Here is a 23,564-nt window from a genome sequence, read left to right on the forward strand (position 1 = left end):
CCGGAATTCGTGCTCCGGACCGACCGCGACTTGATCCCGGTCCGTCCGGAGTGCTGGTCAAAATCCTGAACCTACTACGGAGCATCGTGTCGCAAACTTCTGCCAACGCAACGCCGATCGGACGTCGGCGGCTGTTGAGTGGCCTCGCGGCCTCGGCCGCGGCCGTTGGACTAGTCCCTGTCAATTCTTCTGTCGCTCGCGCAGCTTTGCCCGACTACATTAGCGGCTCGGTGATCCAAGGACTGCTGAACAACGCACGTGACGGTCGGGGCGCGCGCGACTCGGCCGGGCGTTTCGTCGCGAGGCCTGCGCCTGGGACATATCTGCTCACCCGACCGCTCGTCATCTTCGCGAACACCCACCTCGACCTGACCGGGATCCGGATCGTGTCCCGGTTTCCCGCGACGGGGGTCCAGCGCACCATGTTGATCAACAGCGTGCCGACGGGCACCCGCGGGTATGCCGGCGCAGGCAACATCGCGATCACCGGTGGCAGCTGGGATCCGGTGTGGGACTTCGCGCAGCGAGGTGTCCCGGACGATGCGCCGCCGATGAATGTCCTCACACTGACGCACTGCAGCGACGTCGTGATCGACGCGGTGACAATCTGGAACGTCAAGTGGTGGCACGCGATTGAGTTCAACGCGGTGCGGCGCGGCGCCGTACGCGGCTCCAGCCTCAAGGGCTGGATCGCCGATCCCGCGAACGGCCTCTGGCACGGCGAGGCAGTGCAACTCGACATTCCGGCCAGTGGTAACACCTGGGCGGGCGCTGCTGATCTGACGCCTTGCCTCGACATCGTGATCTGGGGCAACCTCTGTGACACCTCCGGCTCGCAGCTCGGTTGGGGACAGCTGACCGGATCGCACACACTCGACGCCGCCCATCCCCATGTTGGTATTCGCGTCGAAGGCAACACCGTGCGGAACAGCAGGTACGACGCCATCGGCGCCGCGAACGCCCAGCAGGTGCGCATCGTGGACAACCTGGTAGAGAACTGCGCGGGCGGCATCTACGTCAAGTCGACGGCGAATGGCCCCTTGCGAACGATCGATGTCATCGGCAACCAGTTGGACGGGATCGGAGCTCGGGACGCGATCGCGATCCGAGCCGAGTCCACCGCGGCCATCGGCGACGTTCTGGTGAGTGGGAACTCCGTCGACTGCACGGAAGTGCACTATTACGGCCCAGTCGAATTCCGGCCCGGAAGTCCGTCGGAATGCCAGTCGAGCAGTATGAGGAGGGAGACGAAATGACGAGGCGGCGCACAGTCGGCCTGAGTCTGGTCGCGCTCGGCGCGGTGAACTCGATCGTAGCCACGCCGACTGTGACCGATGCTGTGGTGCTCGATTCATTGAAAGTACAGCTTGGCGACATTCCCTCGCTGGCAAGCGGACATCGTCAGGGGGCGGTCGGAGGATCTGTCTTGGTGAACCGGAGACTGGCGCGTATTCGTGCCGAAGTCGTCCGCCGGATCGGGCTACCTCGAGTTCGGGGAGTGATGAGGCGTTGATCGACTGTCCGGAACCACTGAAGTTCGGTCTGTGTGCGCCAAGCGAAGCTGTAGCACCACCCATCTGCAGCTTCTCGCTTCAGTGGCACGGCGGAGTGGCTGGCGCCCGATGTTTCGAGAGTTTCCCTGCTGCAGTGTCGATTTCGGGCCATCCTGCTCGACGCGTTTATGGCGTAGTTGTAGATCGCAGAATTAGGAGCACATGCATGAGGAAGATCACGGCCGGCTTGTTCGTGTCTCTCGACGGCGTCGTAGAGGCCCCTGAGAGGTGGCACTTTCCGTACGCGAACCCCGAGATGAACGAAGCGGTCGAGGCGACGGGTGCCGCGGCCGACACGCTGCTGCTCGGCAGGAAGACCTATGAAGTCTTCGTGGACTTCTGGCCCCGGTTGCAGGGCGAGATGGCCGATCAGATCAACAAGAGTGAGAAGTTCGTCGTCACGAGCACCCTGCATGAGGTCGACGCGTCGTGGAATGCGGCGATCCTCGAAGGCGACGTGATCGACGCTGTCACAACGCTCAAGAAGCGCGAGGGCATGAACATCAACGTAGTCGGCAGCATCACGCTGGTACGCGCGTTGCTGCGCGCGAAGGTGCTGGACGAGTTGCGCCTCCTGATTCACCCGATCGCGGTGGGAAGCGGCATGCGGTTGTTCGACGAGGGCGAGTCGCAGACGTTGAAGCTCGCCTCGTCCACAACGTTCAGCAACGGCGTTGTTTACAGCATCTATCAGCCGAACTAGCCCGCAGTCCGCGCGCCATAGCCGGGCACCCGATGGGTGCCCGGCTTTGTTGGTGACGAGGCGACTACTCAGCCAGGGCATCTGCTGGCCGGCCTCGACGCGCAGCTTCGCGACCGCAGTTCGAGCAGGTGTTTCCGGTCGCATCGCCGGATGCGGTGACGTCGGAGGATCGGTATGCGTTCCAGCGTGCGCTGGTGATGGCTCGGCAACGCGCTCGTGTTGGGCAGGCAGTTCGAGTCGTACGTCCAGACACCGGATGGGGCACGCGCTCATTCACAGGCCGGAGGTCGGCAGAGGCCGACGTACTGGTCGGGCGGACGGAGTGGGCTCTCGCGGGGGCGCACAGCTGCTTCCGGCGCTCGAGGTGACCACGTCGGCATCCGCTGCTGGCGCGCTGGCGCCCCGCAAACTCCCCGCGGTCGACTTGAGCAATACCAGGAGGCGGCCAGCAAGGACCAGTTCCGCCCTCAAGGCCAGGGCCTGCACGAGCTCGACGTCCTGATCGTCGAGAAAGGGCTCTCCGCGCCTAAGGCGTCCGCGAGGCCACAGGCAGTAGACGGCTATGCCGGCACCGAGTTCTGCAAGGCCTACGCCCTCTTCCAGAGAGCCACGGTCCCCCACTCTGGAACGGCCTCTCCTGCCGCGACAGCGTGACCCTCCTAGGCAAACGGCGAGGCTTTCCCGTAATCACCTAACAGTGAGGATGTAGGTGTGGCCCCGCAGCGGCACTGAGAGAACACTCCCTGTCGACACTACGTGTCTCGTGACGGGGCCGGCTTGTGGCGCCACGCTCGCCCGGTCCGTTGCCGCGAACGCATCGTGGCCGGGACAGTTCGGTGACGAATTGGTGACGCATGCTGCGATCGTGGCGTCCATGTCAAGTTCGTCCCGGACCGCCTTGTGGGGAGGTCGTGGTCGTCGGTAACCAGCTCGATCGGAACGTTGGGCGCGACGCGATCGTCATGGGCGCGGTCGCCCCGACCAATCCCATCGAGAGGATGTGGCCGATCGACGTCAGGCCGCGAACGTTCGGGACCAGTGCTGTGGTGTCCACCCCCGCTACTCGCTGACCATCGGGCCCCCGCCTCTCCGTCGTACCGCTGCCGCCAATGACGGCGTCTGACGCCGGCAGGAGGCGGCGCAGTCGCACCCTCCACCTCTGTGACTGCGTCGGCTGAGCCTCCTCCGGTCGGTCACTTCGCCCGCCTGACAGCGGTACGGCGGCGCGGCGAGGGCCGAATCAGACTCTTCCAAGATTGAGGGAGTAAGAAATGATCCGATCGATCCGATATATAGGCCTGGCGATGCTGTCCACTGCCGCGATCCTGGCAGGAACGGCAGGACAGGCGTCGGCCTCGACGAAGGTCTATAACGCCTTGTCGCAGTATCTGAGCGCATCCCCCTCGGATGGAATGGCGACGGCATGTCACTCGAAGAGGAGCTCGTTGGTCGACGACGACTATGTGTGGGCCGGCTTTTTCTACTCGAAGGTCAACGGGACCTTCGTCGAGCCGGAGCTGAGGAACATTCACCTCGGAGCCGGTGACTACACCTGGACGGACTGCCTCAAGCCGAAAGACGGCTACTACATTCATACGTCCACGCTGGATCCGGACAACCCCGCCTGGAAAACGGCGTCGGTGAGCGAGATCGTCGTCTTATACCCATTGCTCCCTGGGGGCGAAACAATCTGGGGCTCGCAGCTGATCCGGTAGACATGATGCCGCCCTCGTCCTCCTGCCGCCTTCCCGTCGGGGCTGTCGCTCTCGCCGAAGCCACACTCTGCACGGGCGGCGACGACGACGGAGGGATGCCGAGGCGAGAATCCGTGGTCGGTCCGAGGAGCACGCCGGTTGACCGAGACCGCCACTCGCAGCTAGGCGATCGTGAGATGCGGCGGGAGCATGGCCGCAATTTGCGCCTCAAAGCGGGGCTACGCACGAGTCGCCGTCTCCGTGCCCCACTCTCCTCCAGCCGAGGGCAGCCAGCGCCGCGCCGGCCGCCGATGGACCTCGGATCGGTCTGGCGAAGAACGCATTCATCCACAACCCGGGTCTATCTACGATTGAGGAGTAGGGAAATGAAGCGAGCTATCCGACACGTTGGGTTCTCGATGCTGTCCGTTGCCGCTCTCCTGGCAGGAACGTCTGGACCAGCCTCGGCCTGGACAGAGACGAGCACGAATCCCAAGAGGCAATACTTGACCGCATTTCCATGGGATGGCATGGCGACGTCCTGTCACACGACGAGGCAATCGATGGCAGATGACGACTACGTGTGGGCCGGTTGGTTCTACTCACACGTCGACGGGACGATCGCCGAGCCGGAGCTGAGAAAGATTCACCTCGGAGCAGGTGACTACACCTGGACGGACTGCCTCAAGCCAAAGGACGGCTACTACATCCATACATCCACGTTGGATCCTGACAACCCCGCCTGGAAAACGGCATCGGTGAGCCAGGATTTGTACTTCTACCTACTGCTCCCTGGGGGCGACACCACCTGGGGCTCAGAGCTGATCCGAGAGACCTGACGTTCGCCTCATCGTCCTGTCAACAGCTTTTCCGATCGGCTGAGTGGTGGCGTGAGACTCTGCTGGCGGCAGTTGCGTGTCAGCGGAGGTTGATGCCGGTCCCGATCCGTGGCCTGAGCAGGTCGCCGACGCCTCCCCGCCGTCTTGAGTTCAGACCGTTCACGTGCGGCGGCTGCTTGTTGAGTGGCGTCGGGCAGGTTGGAAGCAGGCGTCTATCGCGGCGGCGATGGGGATGGCAAGTGTGTAGAGCCGTGGATCGACCGGTTCGCTGCCGAGGGTCACCCTGGCCAGTGGGATCGGTCATCGAGGCCGCACACCACGCCGCGGCGTACTGGCCCAACGTGGAACGGCGGGTCACGGAGCTGCGTTACCGCGCGGCGTGGGCAGGACTCGATTGGGCCAGAGCCTGGTGTAGCGCCGCGGACGGTGTCACACCGGGCTCTGGCGCCGTCACCAGGTGCCGTACCTGCGTGAGTGCGATCCGATGACCGGGCAGATCATTCGTGCGTCCAGCTCCACCGTTTTGCGTTATGAGCGTGACCGGCAGGGCGAACTGGTGCACATGGACGTCAAGAAGTTGGGCCGGATCCACGACAGCGGGGCTGGCAGGCCAAGGGTCGTGAGCTCGGGGAGAGCACCGTCGTGGACGACATCAGTTTCGTTGCGCCGCGCTACAGAAACAGGCCCAGGACCGGCTACGACTACATCCACTCAGTGGTCGACGACCACTCCCGGTTCGCCCATTCGAAATCGTGCCCGACGAGAAAGGCGCCACCTGCGAGGCGTTCCTGCTCCGCGCCGCGCAACCCCGCCACACCGCGCTCGACCGACTTCCACCTACCAGCCGGCTACCAGCCTCATGACCGACTACAACCTGGCCGAGCGGACGATCGGGCCGCTGTAGTTGCTGGGGCGTCACTGAAACGGCGCCCTCGAGTGAGGCGATACGACGAGCGTCACCGCGGCGGCCAAACTTGAAGGACTGGCTCGGCGTCGAGTGGCGCCGGACGACGGTGGCAGCCGCAGCGCGAGCGGGCATCTGCACCGCAGCGACCGATGGCTGCGGGGCCTCGAGCACGACCACCTGTCTTCTGGCGTGGACCGAGTCTGGCAGGGGATTCTCCTGTCACTGTTGGAGGAACGCCGTAAGGACTGGCTTCAGCGAGGCTGATGACACGGCGCGGCTCTGCTTGTGGAGTACCTGATACGTGCCATCGGGCAGGACATCGGCGAGTTGCTTGGTCCCCAGCCGAAGTGGTGCAGGTGCGTTGCTGCCTGTCAGGACGAGAGTCGGTACCTTGACGTCGGCGAAATCGGCGGGGCGAGCGGCTCGCCGTGGATCGTGTCGCCGACGATCATGACGTCGTACCGGAGTGTGTGTGCCAGACCGGTCAACCGTTTCCACAACGGAAGGAGGCGCATGATGCTGACGGCGATGCCGGGGCCCCATGCCCTTCGTCATCATGTATCGCACTGCGGCACTTCGACGTCCTTCGGCGACAAGCATATTGAGGTGGTGCCTGAAGTCGGCGGGCGGCAGGGCTTTGCTGTTGTCGACGTGGAATGGTGGTTGGTACAACGCGAGACGGCCAATGCCGATATCTGCGGCGGCGGCTTGGAGTGCCAGCACGGCGCCGTAGGACTGCCACCCAGACGTATGCCTCGCCGCCGGTTGCCTGGATCAGGCCTGCAGGTCTTGGATCTCGCGCTGAATCGAGTAGGGCTGGATGCCCATACTGTCACCGCGTCCTCGGCGGTCGTAGTTGTAGACGGTGAAATGGACCGACATGACCGCCATCAGCTTGGGGAGCATCGGGTACTTGCGGTAGCTGAATGCCCCAGCGACGAGGATCAAGGCGGCCCCCTTGCCGGCTCTGCCATACGCGATGAGGGTGCCGTCACGCGAGGTCCTTGTATGCATGTTCAGGTTCTCCAATGGAGTCAGGTTTCCCTATCACAGGCCGGACGACCTTACCTGCGGTCGACACCCACACAGAGACTCGCTCGGGGGACCTAGATGGAGTGCCGACTTGTCGGCGGAGTCGCCGGCTAGGCCGCTCCGTCGAAACCGGCGACACAAGCGGCTTTCGGTGCGTCACGGCCGTAAGGCAGCCGTGATCGACTCGGGCGGGACTCAACTTCGTCCCTGTACTGTCACTGATCGGCCTCGAGCCGGGCCCTCTGGCTCACCATGATCGTCTGTGGCGGCTGTCAAGATCGCCGAGCAGTTGGTGACTTCGCCGCTCGGTTCCGCCGTACCAAGAACGAGCAACGACGTTGTCGACGCCGGCCGTGTCCCTCCCGGCCCGAAGAGTCGCCGCGGCCGAGGCCCGACTCCGAGGCGCTGCGCTCGAATCGGGACGTTTCGGTGACGCATGTGTGATGCACGGCGCGATTGTGATGAAGGTTGTCCAATTGCGGGCCAGTCGGAACACCGACGGAGCCGCAACGGTCAGGAGCGCTAGGCAGTGAGAGGTGGTGGACGGATGTCGCGAACGGGATGCGATCGCCGTCCGTGCTGTAGATCCGACCGGTCCGATCGGGGACGTGTGGGCGAGTGCGAACGCCGGCACGGGGGCGTTACGCCAAGCAGCACGCTCCGATCTCTTCAGTGGGCGCAAACCGTCAAAGGTACGTCGCGACCCGGCGTAGGACGGATGCGCAACGAACAGTTGAGCTGAGCTTCCGACAGTGGTCCAAGGGATCGAGATCCGACCCGCGGGCCCGACCGAGGTCGTAGGACAAACAGCGTGGGCCGCCCAAACCGCTCCATCGTTGACCATCGATCCCCGCTGTCCTGTCGTACCGCTGCAGCCGATGCCGGTGTCCGGCAGTCAACAGGAGTGGGCGAAATCGTCATCCCACCAGCGATCGCGTCCTCTGAGCCTCCTCGGAGTTGCAGCACTGTCCACGCGGCAGCGGTACGGCGGGGCAGCGGGGAGATGTGGACCAGACCAGCGGTCCATACGTCGGCCCAACACGCCCGCCGCGAACAGCTGAAGGTCGCGATCCGGCGGTGGTTCGCCGTGCATCGCGGCACCTACGGGTCGCCGCGGATCACCGCCGAGCTGCGCGATGAAGGCGGGCGGGTCAGCAAGAACACCGTCGCCGAAATCATGGCCGAGCTCGGCCTGCAGGCGAGGCGGAAACGTCGCCGCAAGCCGACCACCCGCCCCGGCCGGGGCAGGTGGCGGGCACCGGACCTGATCCGGCGTGACTTCGCCACCGAACAGCTGAACCGCAAGTGGTACGACGACGGCACCGAGATCGATACCGACGAGGGCAAGCTCTACCTGGCCTCGGTGCTGGACATGGGCTCTCGGCGCATCATCGGGCTTGCCTGGACGAACACCACAACGCCGCCATCACCCAGGCCGCGCTGGGGACGGCGGTCGCGGTGCGTGGTGGAAAGGACGCGGTCGCCGGGGTCATCTTCCACAGCGATCAGGGCAGCGAATACACCGCCGGCAGCCTCCAGGCCGCCTGCACCCGTCTCGGCATCACCCAATCCATTGGGCGGGTCGGGTCGGCGCTGGACAACGCGGTCATCGAAGCCTGGCATTCCACCGTGGAGTTCGAGCTTCGCATGCTCGAGCACTTCACCACCAAGCCCCGGGCCCGAACCCGGGTCGCCGCCTGGATCGAGGAGTACAACCACGACCGGCGCCACTCCGCGCTCGGCATGCGCTCCCCGATCGACTATGAACTCACCCTCCCTGCGCGCGACCCGCAACAAGCACCGGAGCACGCGGCGAGAACCACCAGATCCCGCCCACCAAGTCTGACCTCGTCCTCGTCGACCTCAAGGCCAGGCCCCTACGGGGTGGCCTCCGGCCAGCCTTGACCCCGACTCCGGGCGAGCTCTGCCTGGCAGCCAGCGGGAGACCGGCCCACAACCGAGGCAACAGGACTCAAGTCTCTATGGTTTCAGGGGATCGCCGGACAGCCGCCGTCTGCAAACCCGGCTTGTCCGGGTCCAGTTCGGATGTGTGAATGTAGTAGCCGGTCATCGGCTTCAAGCAGTCGGTCCAGGTGTAGCCGCCCGCGGCGAGACGGATGGTTCTGAAGACCGCGTAATCCCAATTGTTCGTCGGTTCGGACCAGTACCGCGCGGTCCCGTACTCACCCGCGGGGAGGTCGACGTGCTGCGAGGTGCATGACGTCGGCATGTCCGCCGACGGGACCGCGTTGAGGAACTGTGTCCTGTAATTCCTCAACAGAACCCCCTTGGCGGCCGATGGCAAGGCGCCGACCAGGGCGGCGGCGGTTGTCGCCAGCATGAGCATGAGGGACTGCACAGTCCGTCGTTTCATTGCGATCTCTCCGGTTCTTGTTGGTGGCATCCGCGAGGAGCGCGGCATGCCTCCAAGCCACGATCGCGCCGCCGGCCACCGACTCCTCCCGAATCGGTCACGGACGGGTCAGTGCGCCTCACCCAGTCGGCGTCTTGTTGTTCCATGTCGGTCAAGGCTGAGCCGCCCGCCATCAGGGGTGGGAGGCCGCTTGCCACCTCAGGGAACAGATTCAGATTTGGTGGGGTGACACGCTGCCAGTTCTGGATCCACCGGAGCTGACAGCCTTTCGCTCCCGTCGCATTTCGATTAGCTCGACACAGCGGTCAGCATGGACCCGTACATCATCTGTCCGCTGTCCGTCCAGAGGAACATTTCGAAGATTCGGTCGACGGTTGCCGTTTGCCAGGCCGGGTTGTCGGGGTTGAGTGTGGATGTGTGGATGTAGACGCCGTATGACGGCTTCAGGCAGTCGGTCCAGGTGTAAGTGCCCGCGCCGAGGGTGATTCTTCTGAAGTTCTCGATGCGGAAGTCCCACGCCGGAATGGCGGTGTAGCGCGCGTCCCATTCGTAGGGCCCGGAGGGCAAGGTCACTCGTCGCGAGGTGCACGCCGCCGCCAGACCCGGTGTCGGGTAGGCAGTCAGCCATGCTGTTGTCGCGTTGACCTCGGGGTATCGCTCTGACGCGGACGCTGGAGTTGTAACACCGATCAAGGCGATGGCGGTTGCTACGAGGAGTGTGAGCTGCTGGATGGCTCGTCGTTTCATTGCGATCTCTCCGGTTCTCGTTGGTGGCATCCGCGAGGAGCGCGGCATGCCTCCGTGCCACGATCGCGCCGGCGGCCACCGACTCCTCCCGAATTGGTCACTGACGGATCGACGTGCTGCCAGCTCTGGATATCTACCGGAGCTGACAGCGTCTCGCTCCCATCGCATCAACCGATTGGCGCTACACAGGGTCGAGCTTCGACCCGTACCGTATTTTTCCGCTGTCCGTCCAGAGGAACATTTCGAAGATTTGGTCGACGGTTGCCGTTTGCCAGGCCGGGTTGTCCGGGTCGAGTGTGGATGTGTGGATGTAGACGCCGTATGACGGCTTCAGGCAGTCGGTCCAGGTATAGGTGCCTGCGCCGAGGGTGATGAATCTGAAGCGTTCGTCGTGGTCTACGCTTTCCGGATAGGTGGAGTGGCGTGCGATCCATTCGTAGGGCCGTGCGGACAAGGTCACTCTTGTCGAGGTGCACGCCGTCGGCAGACTCGGTGTCGGGTAGGCCGTCAGCCACAGTGGTGCCGAGAGGTTGAGCTCGTAGTATTGCGCGGCTGCTGGAGTCGTAGCGCCGATCAGGGCGGTGGCTGTTGCCAGGAGCAACGAGAGGAGCTGGATGCCTCGTCGTTTCATGCGATCTCTCCGGTTCTCGTAGGTGGCATCCGCGAGGAGCGCGGCATGCCTCCGTGCCACGATCGCGCCGGCGGCCACCGACTCCTCCCGAATCGGTCACGGACGGATCAGTGCGCCTCACCATGACTCGCTCCGGATCGTCGGAGCCGGGGGGTGGAGTGAGGAGCTGGATGCCTACTCGTTTCGTCGCGCTCTCCGGTCTTCGATCGGCAGCCGCTGCGGGTGCGACGTACCTTCGAGTCACGGTCTAGTACGACAGCCGGAGTTCGTGATCTGGCGGTGTGGCGGTCCCGGACGTGAGGCGGCCACCGGTCGATGATCTCGGGTTGTGTGGACTCAAGAAGATCTCGCGGTGGCCGCGGGCCAAAGCATAGACCCTGGTCGTTGGCGGGTGGAGTTCGATGGGTTGATGGCGCGGATCGCGTCTCGGTTCGCCCGATTGGAGTCGCGGCGGCTGGCGCGGGATGCGGTTGCGGGGTTGATGTCGGGGTTGGCGGTGAAGAACTGCTGGACGCTGGCCGAACACGCCGGTCACGACTCGCCTGACGGCCTGCAGCACCTGCTGCGGAAGGCGAAATGGGATACCGACGGCGTGCGTGACGACCTGCGCCGGTATGTCGTGGAGCGGCTCGGCGCAGTGGATGCCGTGCTGGTGGTGGACGAGACCGGCGACCTCAAGAAGGGCGCTCACACCGTTGGGGTGCAGCGCCAATACACCGGGACCGCCGGGCGGATCGAGAACGCCCAGGTCGCGGTCTATCTGACCTATGCCAGCACTGCCGGGCACGCGTTGATCGACCGGGAGCTGTATCTGCCGCGGGTCTGGGCCGACGACCCCGACCGGCGCGAGCAGGCCGGTGTCCCGGCGACGGTGAAGTTCGCGACCAAACCAGCACTGGCCACCGAGATGATCACCCGCGCCCTGGACGCCGGCGTGACCGCGCGCTGGGTCGCCGGTGACGAGGTCTACGGCGCCGACCCGAAACTGCGAAAGACCTTGGAAGACCGCGGTGTCGGCTACGTGCTCGCGGTCGCCTGCAGCCACCCGGTCCGCACCGGCGTCGGCAAGATCCGCGCCGACGAACTCGCCGCCCGCCTGCCCCGCAACGCATGGCAGCGGCTGTCGGCCGGTAACGGCTCCAAGGGGCCACGGTTCTACGACTGGGCCTGGATCAGCATCGAACCCGAACCGGGGGCAGTGCCCAGTGGCACTCTAGGGCAGCGGTGGCTGCTGATTCGCCGCAACAACGCCACCGGCGAGCTCGCCTACTACCGCTGCTGGTCACCGGCACCAGTCCCGCTACGCGAACTGGTCCGCGTCGCCGGCCGCCGCTGGACGATCGAAGAATCCTTCCAAGCCAGCAAGACCCTCACCGGACTCGACCAGCACCAGGTCCGCCGCTGGACCAGCTGGCACCGCTGGACCATCCTCGCGATGCTCGCCCACGCCCTCCTGGCCGTCCTCGCCGCGACCGAACGAGCCGAAACCCCAACCCCACCAGGCCTGATCGCGTTGACCTGCAACGAGATCCACCGCCTCTTCAACACCCTCATCGTCGAACCGATACAAGACCTGCGACACCGGCTGCACTGGTCGACCTGGAGACGCCGACACCAACACCGCGCCCGAACCAGCCACTACCAGCGCCGAGAAGCCATCCCAGCATGAACATCACGAACTCCGGCTGTCGTACTAGCCGCCCACCACCGATCCGTCCCTGACGCGAATCGGTGCCCGCCGCCTCAGGTCGCGTGGTGGTCTGGCCAACTAGTGCCTCGTCAAGCAACGTTGGGTAGGTAATCGGGGCGGCGGATCTTGGAGTCGATGGCGAAGTGTCGTTTGGGTTGGGCGTGCTTGTTGCGCCAGCGGACGTAGCCGGCGATCGCGGTTTCCTGGGCGGTGTGGCTGGGGTAGTCGCTGCCGTCGAGGGTGAAGTACCGCAGCGCGGTGAACTCGCACTCGATCCAGTTCAACCACGACGCGTTGCTCGGGGTGAACACCAACTCGACGTCGTTCAGACCGCACCAGTCGACGACCTCGGCCTTCTTGTGCGGCCCGTAGTTGTCACACACGACATACAGCTTCCCGGCCGGGAACCGGTCCCGGAGTTGCTTGAGGAACCCGAGGAACTCCCGCCACCGCTTGCGGTCGCGGAACCGGTAGAACATCTGCCCGGTGGCCAGGTCCAGCGCGGCGAACATGTGCCGCACCCCGCCGGTGCGGTTATAGGTGGCCCGCAGCCGCGCCGGACCAGTGGCGGGGAACCAGCCCCGGCCCGGCCTGGGCTGAAGGTTCAGCGGGCCGAACTCGTCGGCACAGATCACGTGCCCATCGGCTGGTGGATCGTCGTACAGGTTAAGAACGCGGGCCATCTTCTGGGCGAAGTCCGGGTCCTTGCTGGCCTTCCACGTCTTGGTCGCCTGCCACCTGATCCCCGCCGCACGGAGGATCTGGCGCACAGACTCCCCGCTGATGCTGATGTGCTTGTAGTCGGCCAGGTATTCGACCAGCTTCGACAGGCTCCACGTCGTGAACGGGAGCCCCAGTTGCTGCGGCGGGGTCTTCGCGACCCGGCAGACGGTCTCACGCACTGGGGGGCCGAACCTCTTCGGTCGGCCCCCGCTCCATTTTGGGTCCAACGCCGCGAACCCCTGCTCGTTGAACGCGTGGATCACCTCCCGCGCGTACTGCGGCTTCATCGCGAACATGCCCGCCGCCTCCACAGCACTCCGCCCTTGGGCCGACGCCAGCACGATCCCCGCCCGGCGAAGCCGAACCCGATCCCTCGTCGTCCGAGTGATCCGCACCAGACGCTGCGCCTCCTCAGGTTCCAGCGAGCGCACGAACACCTCAGGCTGTCGAGCCATCACCACCTCCGCCAGCAAGCCTCCAGACTCACCACCAGACCGGTCAACCCGACACGGTTACAACCCCAACGTTTCTTGACGAGGCACTAGGTCGGGCACGTTCGCAGTGGAAGCTGGCATGGCCGGGCACCCGATGGGTGCCCGGCCATGTTGTCGGTGTTGGAGTTTGATCCTCCAGCGTGGTTCAGGACTGACCGTAGAGGATCGAGCCCCACGCCGTTCGTCCGCTGTTTGTCAGGCGCAAGTTCCGGCTGACGGTCGCTGTGTGCCATGCCGGGTTGTCCGGGTCCAATTGGGAGGTATGGATGTAGTAGCCGTTCATCGGCTTCAGGCAGTCTGTCCAGGTGTAACTGCTCGCTCCGAGCGCGATGTCTCTGAACTTGTATGAGAGGCTTACTTCCGGCAGCTCAGAGTGGCAATAGGCACCCCATGCATATTCGCCTTCGCGCATGGTCACTCGGCTCGTAGTACACGCCGTCGCCATCCCCTCCGACGGGTATGCGGTCAGGAGTTGAGTCCTTCCGTTGTACGTGAAGGTCGTAACCCCGACTGCTGGAGCCGTCATGCCTACCAGAGCGGCGGCCGCCGCGAGCAGGAGCGTGAGCAGTTGGATGCCTCGTCGTTTCATTGCGATCTCCGGTTCTCATCGGTGGCATCCACGAGCGGCGCGGCATGCCCGCGGGCCACGATCGCGCCGCCCGCCACCGATTCCTCCCGAATCGATCACAGACGACTTCAGGCGCGTCAGCCTCTCAGGTAACCGAAGGTGTGATGGATCAGCGCGGAGCTCTCTGATGTCGTGGCCGGCTGCCGAATCGGCCTGCGCTAACGACCGGGGTGGTTCAGCTCTTCGAGTGGAGGCTTGACCCCCAGCCGGCGTCTCCAGTTGGCGCCCACCCGTTCAGGTAAAAGATTCGACTGACGGTCGCCGTCTGCCAGGCCGGGTTGTCCGGGTCCAGCGTGGACGTGTGGATGTAGTAGCCGTGCATCGGCTTGAGGCAATCGGTCCACGTGTAACTGCCGGCCCCGAGATAGATGCTCTTGAACTGTGGTTCGAGTGTTACTTCCGCTGCGTACGAGTAGTAGAACGCCGCCCAGCCGTATTGCTGGGCAGAACCCAGGGTCCATCGCGACGAGGTACATGATGTCGCCATTCCCTCTTCGGGATAGGCGGTCAGGAATTGGCTCCTGACGTTGTACATGCCGTTACCCGCGAACGCTGGAGCTGTCGCTGTAACTAGAGCGCTGACGATCGCCAGCAACAGTAGAAGCCGCTCTCTTAGCCGTCTCATTTCGACCTCTTTTTCTGATCGGTGGCGCCCACGCATGAGCGCGGCAGGTCTGTGCCCACAGTCGCATCTGCTGCCACCGCTATCTCCCAGGTCGGTCACGCCTGGACCGTCTGATGCCAGCGGCCCGTTAGTGTTTCCTACCTGCTCGGTAGAGAACGTGTCGTTCGAGCGGGTGGCCGGGTCCGAATCCCGGGTGATCGAAATCGTCGGCTGGGTCGCGTGTCATGCCGATCCGCTGGAGTACCCGCTGGGTCTTCGTGTCCGCGAGCGGAGCGGCCGACACCACCTCGGTGAGATCGTAGATGTCGAAGGCGAGCGTGAGACAGATCCGTGCGGCCTCACCTGCATAGCCGTTGTCCCCGGCGCTGCTGGCGATGCGCCAACTCAGTTGGGCAGCACGGTCAGACTTGCCCGTGATGCCGACCGGGTCAGACCGGCGAAGCCGACGAACCGGCCCGTCTTCTGTACCTCCACCGCCCACAATCCGCGCCCGTCTCGCTCCAATGCGTGCAGGCATTCATCCGCCATTGCATAGCTTTCAACTCGGCCGAGCGGCTGGGGCTGGAATGCCATCACGGCGGGATCAGCGTTCATCGCGGCAAGTGGTGCGCGGTCCTCGATTCGCCACCGCCGAAGGACGAGCCGCTGTGTCCAGATCATGGCGCCAAGGTAGGAACAATGTCTCCGGAGGCTCACGGAACTGTCACGTCCTGCGGTCTCCGCTGCGGGTCGTTCGGTGAGGCTGGGTGCGCCGCCACGCCAGGATTCGCGAACGCTTCTCGGCCGGGGACAGATCGGTGACTAGCTGGTGACGCACGATGCCATCGTGGCGAGGGCCTCTTGTTCTGGACCAGGCAGAATGCCGACGCTGCTTCGTCGGCCAAGAGGGATATGAGGTGAGAAGAAGCCACCGGCGAATCGCCGTCCTCGTGGTGGCCGCTCCCAGCCGTGTGGAGTACCGCCAGTACTGCGCCTGGGCTCTCCGGCAGAGGTCGTTGCCTTCGGCAACTAGCTCCACTGGATCGGCCGGCGCGACGCGGTCGCCGTGCGCGAGGGGTGGATCCGACCGGTACCACCGACGGTGTGTGAGGGGACGTGAACATGTTGACTGAACAAGGTGCGGGACTACTTCCTGTCTCACTGCGGCCGGGTGAACCCGCGCAGAGCGTGGCAGGAGACGCTTGTCCAGGGGGCGCGATCAGCACCCGAACCGAGCTCCGTCCGGCCGACCGATCGAGAGCTGCGCGTCGCTACGCCCCCGAGGTTCCAGAACAGTGCTGTGGCGTCCACCCCCGCTCCATCGCTGATCATCGGCCCCTGCTGCTCCGTCGTACAGCTGTCGTCAATGACGGCGTCTGGCAGGCGGCAGGAGACCGCAGTCGGACCGCTCCACCTCGGTGACTGCGTCGGCTGAGCCTCCTCCGGTCGGTCGCTTCGCGCGACTGGCAGCGGTACGACGGCGCTGTAGGGCCCAACCCAGAGATATCACTCGCTCAAGGAGAACCATTCGAAAGATCCCCGCGTGACTGTTCATCTATCTGGGCGGTGTAGCCGGAGAGCGGGAGGGATGGCCCTTCCCGTATCCAGCAGATGATGTGACGGCGAGCCGGCGGCGACATCGGAGACATCATCAGCATCGTGATGCCCATCGCGAAGGTGCTCGACGGGGTACGGCTGCTGGCCAACCCGATCGAGGTCGGCAAGGCCAGGCGACTCTTGGACCACGGCGGCCAGCAGCCTTGGACTTGATCTCCTCGACAACGCTCCGCGCCGGCAATTCGTACAGCCTCTACCGGCCTGCCCAGGAACGCATTCATCCCACCACCCAGATCTCTCCACGATTGAGGAGTAAGGAATGATTCGATCGATTCGACACGTCGGCCTCTTGGTGCTGGCCGCTGCCGCCCTCTTGGCAGGAACGGCAGGACCGGCCTCGGCCTGGACGGAGACGACCGTGAACCCCAAGAGGCAGTATCTGACCGCATTCCCCTGGGATGGAATGGCGACGTCATGTCACACGACGAGGCGCTCACTGGTCGACGACGACTACGTGTGGGCCGGATGGTTTCACTCGCACGTCGACGGGACGATCCTTGAGCCGAGGATGAGAAGCATTCGCCTCGGAGCCGGTGACTACACCTGGACGGATTGCCTCAAGCCGAAAGACGGCTACTACATCCATACGTCCACGCTGGATCCGGACAACCCAGCCTGGGAAACGGCGTCGGTGAGCCAGAGCCTGTACTTCTACCGGGCACTCCCGGAGGGCGACACCACCTGGGGCTCACAGCTGATCCGGCAGACCTGACGCTCGGGCGTCCTCCCGCAGACAGCTAGCCGATTGGCGGAGGATCGAGGCGGAGGTGAGACGGGCGGTGTTGCCGATGGGAGGGAGGGCGGTGCGGAGGGAGCGGCGGACGTTGGTGGGGTCGCGGAAGCCGCTGTGGGTGTCGGCGAAGATGGGGTTGTCGAGGCGGCTGCCGTTGGCGTGGCGGGTGCGGAGTACGGCGATGGCCCAGTTCGGTAGTGAACGAGGCGCTCGCCGGCTTTGGACTTGGTGGGTCTTGCGGAGCAGGCCTTCGCCTTTCACGCGGACGATGGTGTGGGTGACCTCGACCGTGCCGGCCTCAAGGTCAACTTTGGACCAGAGGACAGCGAGGGCTTCGCGGATGCGGACGCCGGTGCCGAGCAGGAACGCGATGAGGTCGGGGAGGTCGGCGTAGGGCGTAGTCGTCGGCGGCGAGGTGTTTGCGCAGGAGGGTGACTTCTTCGCCGGTGAGGGAGCGGGGTGGGTTCTTGGGTCGGGATTCGATTGCGTCGACCTCGCGGACCGGGTTGACGGAGGTTGCGCCGTAGCGGACGGTGAGTTTCATGGCGCCGGAGATGGTGGCGCGGCAGGTCTTGGCGGTGGGGGCGCCGGCGGTGGTCTTGATCTTGGTGAGGACCGTGTCGATACGTGGGGTGGTGGCCTCGCCGATGCGGAACTCGCCGAGCGCGGGACGGATGTGGTTCTTGATGGCCCGCCGATAGGTGTCCAGCGAGGTGGGTGAGTACTTCCCGTCGGCGACTAGCCCCTCGAACCTCTTCTCCCAGAGGTCAAAGGAGGTGGGTAATCTTGTGCATCGCGGTGAGTTCGCCGGACTGGTTGGTCTTGGCGCGGTCCTGGAGCTTCTTGAGCAGGTTGCGCTCGGCGGTGGTCTTGGTCTTGCCGACGGCCGTGACTGGTCGCACGTGACCGTCGTGGTCGCGGATCCTGGCCTTCGACAGGTAGGTGATCGGCTTGCCTTTCGCGTCGGTCTTCTCGACGCGGGTGGAGATGTTTCCCCACGATCCGATGGGCAGCGGTGGCCTAGACATGTCGAGCCTCCAAGCGGTGTGATGGTTGGCTGCTCAACGCCGACCGCGACCGAGAATCCGCGGAATCGGCAACGATGCGAACCGGTGTGATGTGACGCACAGTCATGATCAGATTGATGCCGACAGCATGACCAAGGCGGGGTGGCGGTAGACCAGCTCGATGCGCCGAAGCGGCAAAGTGGTCAGTTTGTGGTTTGTTGCAGACACAACGAAGCCCAGGGCACTCTCGTGACCTGGGCTTTTGTGCGCCGCCAGGGACTCGAACCCGAACCCGCTGATTTGCGGCCGTGGATGATCGATGGTTGGCGCCAGTTCGCAATGTCGATACCACCGGGGGTGGTAGTAGTAGTCCCACGTGTAGCTCGCCGCGGGAAGGTTCCAGCGCTGGGTCTTGCAAGCCGTCGCCATCCCTTGAGCCGGGGTCACGTCCAGGTACTGAGTCCGGACGTTGGGATGGAACTCCTGATCGGCGGATGCCGGCATGGCTGTCCCCACGACAGCGGTCAGAGCCGCCATCGTGATGACGACGAGCCGGGTGACTCGGTTCCTCATCGATTCTCCTTGCTGTGAGCCGCCGACGGGGCCGGCGGCGTGCCTTACAGGCCACCGTCAGAGACGGCCTCACCCGTCTGTCCCTGATCTGCCATCTACCGGCGAAGGCACGAGCAACGCTGTCGAATTCGTGCGCCCTCGTACGACGCGTTTGTAGCGGCGGAGATCGATCGGCCGCGCTTGAAGGAAGGAAGAGGATGAAGGACTCCGTTGATCTGGCCGGTATCGGAGAGGTGCCACCTGACTGGATGCACCGCCAGAAGGAAGTGAGCCCTGCCGAGGCTCAGCCGCTACCCGGTGCGTACCTGAAGTGGTACGACGTGCACCCCACGGACGAGGCGGTCGCGGACACCGAGCGAAGTCAAGCAAGAGCGTTCTTGGAGCACCAGACGGACAGGGGCGCGCTTGCCTTCCGCAACGAGCTCGGCTTTGTGGTCCTGCATCGGTCGGGGACCTTCCACTTCCTCATCGTCTGTGTCTGGCGTGAGGTCAACGAGTTGTGGCAGGTCCTGTACGCGAAAGACACCGGCGGTACCTATCAGCAGGTCGCTGATGTTGAGCGGTTCCGCCCGCTGCAGTGTGTCTGGGAGTTGGGGCCGACGGCTCACGAGCGGCAAGCATGGTCGAGGTACCTGTTCTCGGCGCGCGACGGGGCGTCGAAATGGGCCTATGTCGACGACGTCTACCAAGGCGCCGTCTAACCGAAGGCGGCGACTGAGGACAGCAGTCCTCAGCCGCCGACGGCGATTGCGTAGATTCAGTTGTCGTCGGACGCGGTGCCCTTGGCCACAAGGACCTCACGACGCACCTCAGGACTGAGGAACCGCGTGATCTCCTTGAGGGAGTGCCGAATACAGCGGTGTCGGCAGTCGATGTGGCGCTCAGCCGCTTGCGGATGGCGGCACGTGCCTTCTCGTAGCTCTCCGAATCGTCATCTCGAAACAGCGACGCCAAGTTCGACGCGTCGTACAGGGCGTTCAACTCGAACGCCAGCAGACCCGGGTCTGCCTCGATCTCGCCAAGCTCGCAAGCTTCCTCAATCGCGAACGGTTCATCGGGGCAGTCCCGATGATCAGACGGGACTACCGTTGCAAGAGGGTGCGGTGACGTGCATCTGGGGGACGTCTGACGTAACGGTGTCGATCGTCGAGTCGTTCGCTCGAGATGTGATTGCCGAGGTCCAACAAGCGCGCACTGCCAAGCTGGCCCAATCGGCCGTCCAGGATACTTCCTCCCGATCTGGGTGAGCTGGTTTACGGCAAAGGCAAACGGGTGGTTCGAGTGGCCGCGGTGGCTACTCCCGATGGCGCGCCGATAGGTGTCCAGGGAGGTCGGTGAGCGTGTCCCGTCGGCGACCAGTCCTTCGAACCTTCGCTCCCAAAGGTCGAGGAGGTCGGTGACCTTGTGCATGGCAGTGAGCTCGCCGGAGTGGCTCGTCCTGGCGCGGTCCTGGAGCTTGACCGCTCGGCCTCGGTCTTCGTCTTCCCGTACGCGGAGACCGGACGTAGTCGGCCGTCGTGATCGCGGAATCTGGCCTGCGACTTGTGCTTGACGGCTTTGCCCTTGCCATCGGTCTGCACGACCCAGGTCGAGATCGCGCCCCAGGTTCCGATGGGCAGTTGCGCTCTCGCCATGTCAGGCCTCCAACCGGTACGACGGTTGGCTACTCAACGCTTGTCGGCGCGGAGAATCCGAGAAGACGAGAACGATGCGAAACGCTGTGATGTGACGCACAGTCACGATCAGATGGAGGTCATACAGCCCGTCTGGATCCTCGGAGGTCCGAGGCGCGGCGAGCGCCGACGGATCAGTTCGGTGCGGAGATCGGGGAAAGTGGTGCGTAAGTGGTGCGTGGCGGGCTTGAAGTAGCCCAGGACACCTTGGTGACCTGGGCTTTTGTGCGCCGCCAGGGACTCGAACCCCGAACCCGCTGATTTGCGGGAGAGACTGATCGTCGATTGCCGATGATGAGCGCAATCGCTTGCTGGTAAGGGATTCGACGGTTCTGCTGATCGCGTAGGTTCTCATCGCTGATCATCCTCTCGCGCTGATTGGGGTGCGTAAAGAGGTGCGTTGAAGACCTGCGGCTGACTGTGTGGCCATCGAGGCGAGATCTGACACCGCACCACTGACGGTGGTGACCGCGACCTCGAGACTGGCCAATTGACGGCTGCAGGACTGACTGCGGGGACGGTCGCGACGCAGACCGAGGTAGGCCCCGAGACGTGTCGAAACCGATGGACGTGGTGATCTGAAGTTCACGCCTTGCGTGGTGACGACTTGCAGGCCGAGTCCGGCGACCTCATTGTTGCGGCCACCAGGCTCGGGATCGTCGGGCCCTGGTTTCACTCGCGCGCTGTCAACGGCGGGGTGGGTTCTGGTCAAACTTCGCCTGCCATTGACACCCCATCGGCGGATCGAGGATAAGGAACCCCCGTGACCCAGCCGCCCAGATTTGCGGGCTGCTCGGTGGTCGAAACCAGCCTGGCCGCGTCGCCCACCGCGATGGTGCCCGGCCTGATTGTCCAGCAGTTCAGAGCGAGCCTGCCTCCGAACGAACGCCTGATGCGGCGGAAGACGTCCAGGTCCTGGGCGCCGGTGTCAGGGTCGATGGTGGTGACGATGCAGCGCTGTCGGACGGAGTGCACGCCGATCAGCGTGTCGCCGATAGCAATTGCGTTCCCCGGCCAGGTAGCTTCGGCCTCCTCAGGTACACCGCTGATGAGCAGGTTTGGCCGCAGCCGGCGCACGTCGTACCCAAGAGCGCGGACGGCGCCATCGGTGGCGACCAGGAGGTTGAGTACGTCGAACCGTTCGGGGCCGTCGTACCGAGTGAGCACTGCATCTGCACCGGCGTGCTCGCGCACGAGTCGGCCGGCAGTATCGGTGTGCCACGGGTGACCTGCGATCAGTGGAACACCATCGGGACCTGTGTGAGTAGGTAGCGTGAGTAACCCGTGCCGAGTCCGGCCGGTGAGCACACCGTGGTCACCGCGTACATGTATGAGCCTGTCGCCGGCGACACCGTCATCGGTGAGTTGGATCGATTGCATCGGTTCGCCCGCCAGCGACTTGACCGGGTAACGCCACAGACCAGAGATCTGCACGGGTCCTCACTCCGTCGCTTCAAGGGTCATTGCAGTGGAATCGGCAGGTCGGGTTCGTCTGCTGCTCGTGGGCCGGTGATGCGCCGATCCGTGCCGCTGATCGGGACGTCGTTGATGCTGGCTTCCCGACTGCTCATGAGGCCATCCGGAGCGAACTCCCAGTTCTCGTTGCCGTAGCTGCGCCACCATTGACCGGACTCGTCGCGCCATTCGTACTGGAACCGCACCGCGATTCGGTCCGCGGTAAAACTCCACAGACTCTTGCGTAGCGCGTAGTCCTGCTCGCGCTGCCACTTCCGCGTGAGAAACGCAACGATCTCCTCCCGCCCGGTGACGAACTCTGACCGGTTACGCCACCGACAGTCCGGCGTGTAGGCCGCGGCGACCCGCTGTGGGTCTCGGCTGTTCCACGCATCTTCGGCGGCCTGCACTTTCGCGCGTGCAGTGAGTTCGTCGAAGGGTGGTGCGAGTGGCGGGATGGCGGTGCTCATACCTCGACGACCGGGAAGTCGATGTCGACGTCGGCTGCCTTGTTGAAGTAGTTGGTGAGAACGTTCAGGGCGACGTGCCCGATCGTCTCGGCGATCTCCTCGTAGGTCGCACCAGCCGAACGAACCGCTTCGAGGTCCGCCTCACTCACCTCGCCCCGGTTGTCGTTCACTGCGGTGGCGAAGGTGAGCAGTGCGGTGGTCTTCGGATCGTTGGAGTCCGACTTGCGTGCGGATGCGATCTCCGCGGCGCCGAGGCCACCGACATGCTCGGCGAGATAGCTGTGTGCCGACAGGCAATATCCACAGGAGTTGCCCTGAGCACCTGCCAGGGCGATGCGTTCCCGGGTGGCCACGGGGAGCACCCCCGTGCCGAGTGCCCCGGACAACTCGAGGTACCCCTTCAGTAGTGCCGGGCTGTTCGCCATCGCCTTCGTCATGTTGGGGGTCACGCCGAGGCTCTTCCGTACGGCGGCGAGCAGGCCGGCGGCGGGTTCTGTCGCTGCGTTCGGGTCGATCAGGGGCAAGCCGGTCATCTGAGATCCTTAGGGTTTCTAACGTCAAAAGGGGCTGATTGCCGTTAGAAGCGTAGCTGTTCGGTGTAATGGTTGCAAGCGGATGGTACCGTTAGAATTGTGGCTAGAGCAGAACCGTCCGTCGGCGTACCGGTGGCCTGGGCGACTCCGGGCGAACCTGTGCCGGTTCGGTTGATGAACACGATTTGGGCCGATCGTGGCGGCGTGCACGATGCCCTGAGCAATCGTGGCCGGCTCGGTGACTGGCTGCGGGTCGTCGGCCTCACCGCCACGCCGGTCACCGTCACGAAAGACGACCTCGTGATCGGCCTGCGGCTGCGTGACGCGTTACGCCGGCTGGCGGCTCTGCTGACCGAGGACGTTCGTCCGGCGGCCGTCTCTGCCATCCCTGACGTGAGCACCGCGATCAATGAGATCAACACGATCGCCAGCAGTACGGCAGGTCCCAGGCTTCAGCTCCGCCACGGAGTACTCGAGCAGGACACCTCGCCAGTCGGGCGACCGGTGCCCGCGGCGCTGGCGGCTGTCGCAAGCGAGTCGATCGACCTGCTCACCGGCACCACGGCACCACTGCTGCGTGCCTGCCACGCGCCCGGCTGCGTGCTCTATTTCGTCAAGGATCATCCGCGGCGGGAATGGTGCTCGGCTGCCTGTGGCAATCGAGTACGGGCCGCACGGCACTACGCCAGGCACTCCGGCCACACGTCGGCGACGGATCCAAAGCTCAGTCGACCGACGCCGCGATAGGTCAGTTCGCCGCCCTCGCGTCGGTCCTCTGTGCCTGATGCGTGGCTGCGCCCGCGGGCAAGTGCCATGTCGAGGCTGATTCCCGGCGCGCGTCGGCGTCGGCGCCTTCGCCTCATGCATAAGGGAAAGGTAATCGC

At 64.5% G+C, this 23,564-nt stretch carries 26 protein-coding genes and 1 pseudogene; 11 read left to right on the forward strand and 16 right to left on the reverse strand.

Going from position 1 to position 23,564, the window contains the following annotated elements; translation table 11 throughout:
• Positions 1-50: 50 nt before the first annotated feature.
• The 5 genes from OG555_RS24440 to OG555_RS42910 all read left to right on the forward strand — a co-directional run bounded on the left by OG555_RS24440 (position 51) and on the right by OG555_RS42910 (position 5,263).
• On the forward strand, positions 51-1,256 hold the full coding sequence (locus OG555_RS24440) for a right-handed parallel beta-helix repeat-containing protein (RefSeq protein WP_329474867.1): 1,206 nt from the start codon (positions 51-53) through the stop codon (positions 1,254-1,256).
• Between the two features lie 463 nt (positions 1,257-1,719).
• Positions 1,720-2,256 (forward strand): dihydrofolate reductase family protein, encoded by a 537-nt coding sequence (locus OG555_RS24445; protein WP_329474868.1) that lies wholly within the window; start codon positions 1,720-1,722, stop codon positions 2,254-2,256.
• Positions 2,257-3,527: 1,271 nt separating this feature from the next.
• Entirely contained in the window at positions 3,528-3,971 is a 444-nt protein-coding gene (locus tag OG555_RS24450) for a hypothetical protein (RefSeq protein WP_329474869.1), read from the forward strand.
• 542 nt (positions 3,972-4,513) lie between these two features.
• Positions 4,514-4,789 carry a hypothetical protein gene (locus tag OG555_RS24455; RefSeq protein WP_329474870.1) on the forward strand — a complete coding sequence of 92 codons (276 nt, stop codon included), beginning with the start codon at positions 4,514-4,516 and terminating at the stop codon, positions 4,787-4,789.
• A gap of 183 nt (positions 4,790-4,972) precedes the next feature.
• Complete coding sequence (locus OG555_RS42910) at positions 4,973-5,263, forward strand: leucine zipper domain-containing protein (protein WP_442914440.1); 291 nt, start codon at positions 4,973-4,975, stop codon at positions 5,261-5,263.
• 1,207 nt (positions 5,264-6,470) lie between these two features.
• Here OG555_RS42910 and OG555_RS24460 read toward each other — a convergent pair.
• A complete protein-coding gene (locus OG555_RS24460; RefSeq protein WP_329474871.1) occupies positions 6,471-6,710 on the reverse strand; it encodes an alpha/beta fold hydrolase in 240 nt (79 codons plus the stop codon).
• A 1,021-nt stretch (positions 6,711-7,731) separates the two neighbouring features.
• Between OG555_RS24460 and OG555_RS42915 the strand changes: the two are divergent.
• Together OG555_RS42915 and OG555_RS24465 are read left to right on the forward strand one after the other, a co-directional pair.
• Positions 7,732-7,887: pseudogene (locus OG555_RS42915) on the forward strand (IS3 family transposase); the annotation flags it as partial.
• Positions 7,888-8,186: 299 nt separating this feature from the next.
• On the forward strand, positions 8,187-8,633 hold the full coding sequence (locus OG555_RS24465; RefSeq protein ID WP_329474872.1) for an integrase core domain-containing protein: 447 nt from the start codon (positions 8,187-8,189) through the stop codon (positions 8,631-8,633).
• 67 nt (positions 8,634-8,700) lie between these two features.
• Here the strand turns inward: OG555_RS24465 and OG555_RS24470 are convergent, their stop codons facing one another.
• The 3 genes from OG555_RS24470 to OG555_RS24480 form a co-directional block, all read right to left on the reverse strand.
• The gene (locus OG555_RS24470) at positions 8,701-9,075 is read right to left on the reverse strand and encodes a hypothetical protein (protein ID WP_329474873.1); all 375 of its coding nucleotides are present in this window, start codon (positions 9,073-9,075) and stop codon (positions 8,701-8,703) included.
• 315 nt (positions 9,076-9,390) lie between these two features.
• Positions 9,391-9,849, reverse strand: a complete 459-nt coding sequence (locus OG555_RS24475; protein ID WP_329474874.1) for a hypothetical protein — start codon at positions 9,847-9,849, stop codon at positions 9,391-9,393.
• 181 nt (positions 9,850-10,030) lie between these two features.
• On the reverse strand, positions 10,031-10,558 hold the full coding sequence (locus OG555_RS24480) for a hypothetical protein (RefSeq protein ID WP_329474875.1): 528 nt from the start codon (positions 10,556-10,558) through the stop codon (positions 10,031-10,033).
• Positions 10,559-10,889: 331 nt separating this feature from the next.
• Between OG555_RS24480 and OG555_RS24485 the strand changes: the two genes are divergently transcribed.
• Positions 10,890-12,149: an IS701 family transposase gene (locus OG555_RS24485; RefSeq protein ID WP_329484863.1), complete on the forward strand. Its 1,260-nt coding sequence runs from the start codon at positions 10,890-10,892 to the stop codon at positions 12,147-12,149.
• Between the two features lie 110 nt (positions 12,150-12,259).
• Here the strand turns inward: OG555_RS24485 and OG555_RS24490 are convergent, their stop codons facing one another.
• The 5 genes from OG555_RS24490 to OG555_RS24505 all read right to left on the reverse strand — a co-directional run bounded on the left by OG555_RS24490 (position 12,260) and on the right by OG555_RS24505 (position 15,300).
• A complete protein-coding gene (locus OG555_RS24490; RefSeq protein WP_329474876.1) occupies positions 12,260-13,348 on the reverse strand; it encodes an IS630 family transposase in 1,089 nt (362 codons plus the stop codon).
• 184 nt (positions 13,349-13,532) lie between these two features.
• Positions 13,533-13,805: a hypothetical protein gene (locus OG555_RS24495; RefSeq protein WP_329474877.1), complete on the reverse strand. Its 273-nt coding sequence runs from the start codon at positions 13,803-13,805 to the stop codon at positions 13,533-13,535.
• Positions 13,806-14,190: 385 nt separating this feature from the next.
• On the reverse strand, positions 14,191-14,550 hold the full coding sequence (locus OG555_RS24500) for a hypothetical protein (protein WP_329474878.1): 360 nt from the start codon (positions 14,548-14,550) through the stop codon (positions 14,191-14,193).
• Between the two features lie 217 nt (positions 14,551-14,767).
• Positions 14,768-15,121: a GNAT family N-acetyltransferase gene (locus OG555_RS42920; RefSeq protein ID WP_442914441.1), complete on the reverse strand. Its 354-nt coding sequence runs from the start codon at positions 15,119-15,121 to the stop codon at positions 14,768-14,770.
• Complete coding sequence (locus OG555_RS24505; protein WP_329474879.1) at positions 15,025-15,300, reverse strand: GNAT family N-acetyltransferase; 276 nt, start codon at positions 15,298-15,300, stop codon at positions 15,025-15,027. The genes OG555_RS42920 and OG555_RS24505 overlap by 97 nt, the downstream gene beginning before the upstream one ends.
• A 1,444-nt stretch (positions 15,301-16,744) precedes the next feature.
• On the opposite strand from OG555_RS24505, the gene OG555_RS24510 reads away from it, so the two are divergent.
• The gene (locus tag OG555_RS24510) at positions 16,745-16,948 is read left to right on the forward strand and encodes a hypothetical protein (RefSeq protein WP_329474880.1); all 204 of its coding nucleotides are present in this window, start codon (positions 16,745-16,747) and stop codon (positions 16,946-16,948) included.
• Here OG555_RS24510 and OG555_RS24515 read toward each other — a convergent pair.
• The 4 genes from OG555_RS24515 to OG555_RS24525 form a co-directional block, all read right to left on the reverse strand.
• Entirely contained in the window at positions 16,925-17,230 is a 306-nt protein-coding gene (locus OG555_RS24515) for a hypothetical protein (protein WP_329474881.1), read from the reverse strand. The two genes, OG555_RS24510 and OG555_RS24515, sit on opposite strands and share 24 nt — an antisense overlap.
• A 43-nt stretch (positions 17,231-17,273) precedes the next feature.
• Positions 17,274-17,678: a hypothetical protein gene (locus OG555_RS42925; RefSeq protein ID WP_442914537.1), complete on the reverse strand. Its 405-nt coding sequence runs from the start codon at positions 17,676-17,678 to the stop codon at positions 17,274-17,276.
• A gap of 58 nt (positions 17,679-17,736) precedes the next feature.
• Complete coding sequence (locus tag OG555_RS24520) at positions 17,737-17,997, reverse strand: hypothetical protein (RefSeq protein ID WP_329474882.1); 261 nt, start codon at positions 17,995-17,997, stop codon at positions 17,737-17,739.
• Between the two features lie 108 nt (positions 17,998-18,105).
• Positions 18,106-18,549: a hypothetical protein gene (locus OG555_RS24525; RefSeq protein WP_329474883.1), complete on the reverse strand. Its 444-nt coding sequence runs from the start codon at positions 18,547-18,549 to the stop codon at positions 18,106-18,108.
• 197 nt (positions 18,550-18,746) lie between these two features.
• Here OG555_RS24525 and OG555_RS24530 point away from each other — a divergent pair, with 197 nt between their 5' ends.
• Positions 18,747-19,250, forward strand: a complete 504-nt coding sequence (locus OG555_RS24530) for a hypothetical protein (RefSeq protein WP_329474884.1) — start codon at positions 18,747-18,749, stop codon at positions 19,248-19,250.
• A 1,680-nt stretch (positions 19,251-20,930) separates the two neighbouring features.
• Here OG555_RS24530 and OG555_RS24535 read toward each other — a convergent pair.
• From OG555_RS24535 to OG555_RS24545, 3 genes are all read right to left on the reverse strand, one after another.
• Positions 20,931-21,389, reverse strand: coding sequence for an MOSC domain-containing protein (locus tag OG555_RS24535; RefSeq protein WP_329474885.1), 459 nt, complete (start codon positions 21,387-21,389; stop codon positions 20,931-20,933).
• A gap of 293 nt (positions 21,390-21,682) precedes the next feature.
• A complete protein-coding gene (locus tag OG555_RS24540; protein ID WP_329474886.1) occupies positions 21,683-22,147 on the reverse strand; it encodes a nuclear transport factor 2 family protein in 465 nt (154 codons plus the stop codon).
• The gene (locus OG555_RS24545) at positions 22,144-22,680 is read right to left on the reverse strand and encodes a carboxymuconolactone decarboxylase family protein (protein WP_329474887.1); all 537 of its coding nucleotides are present in this window, start codon (positions 22,678-22,680) and stop codon (positions 22,144-22,146) included. The genes OG555_RS24540 and OG555_RS24545 overlap by 4 nt, the downstream gene beginning before the upstream one ends.
• 99 nt (positions 22,681-22,779) lie before the next feature.
• Between OG555_RS24545 and OG555_RS24550 the strand changes: the two genes are divergently transcribed.
• Positions 22,780-23,427, forward strand: coding sequence for a CGNR zinc finger domain-containing protein (locus OG555_RS24550; protein WP_329474888.1), 648 nt, complete (start codon positions 22,780-22,782; stop codon positions 23,425-23,427).
• Positions 23,428-23,564: the final 137 nt, after the last annotated feature.

The sequence above is a fragment of the Kribbella sp. NBC_01484 genome (assembly GCF_036227145.1).
In the GTDB taxonomy this organism is placed as follows: Bacteria; Actinomycetota; Actinomycetes; order Propionibacteriales; family Kribbellaceae; genus Kribbella.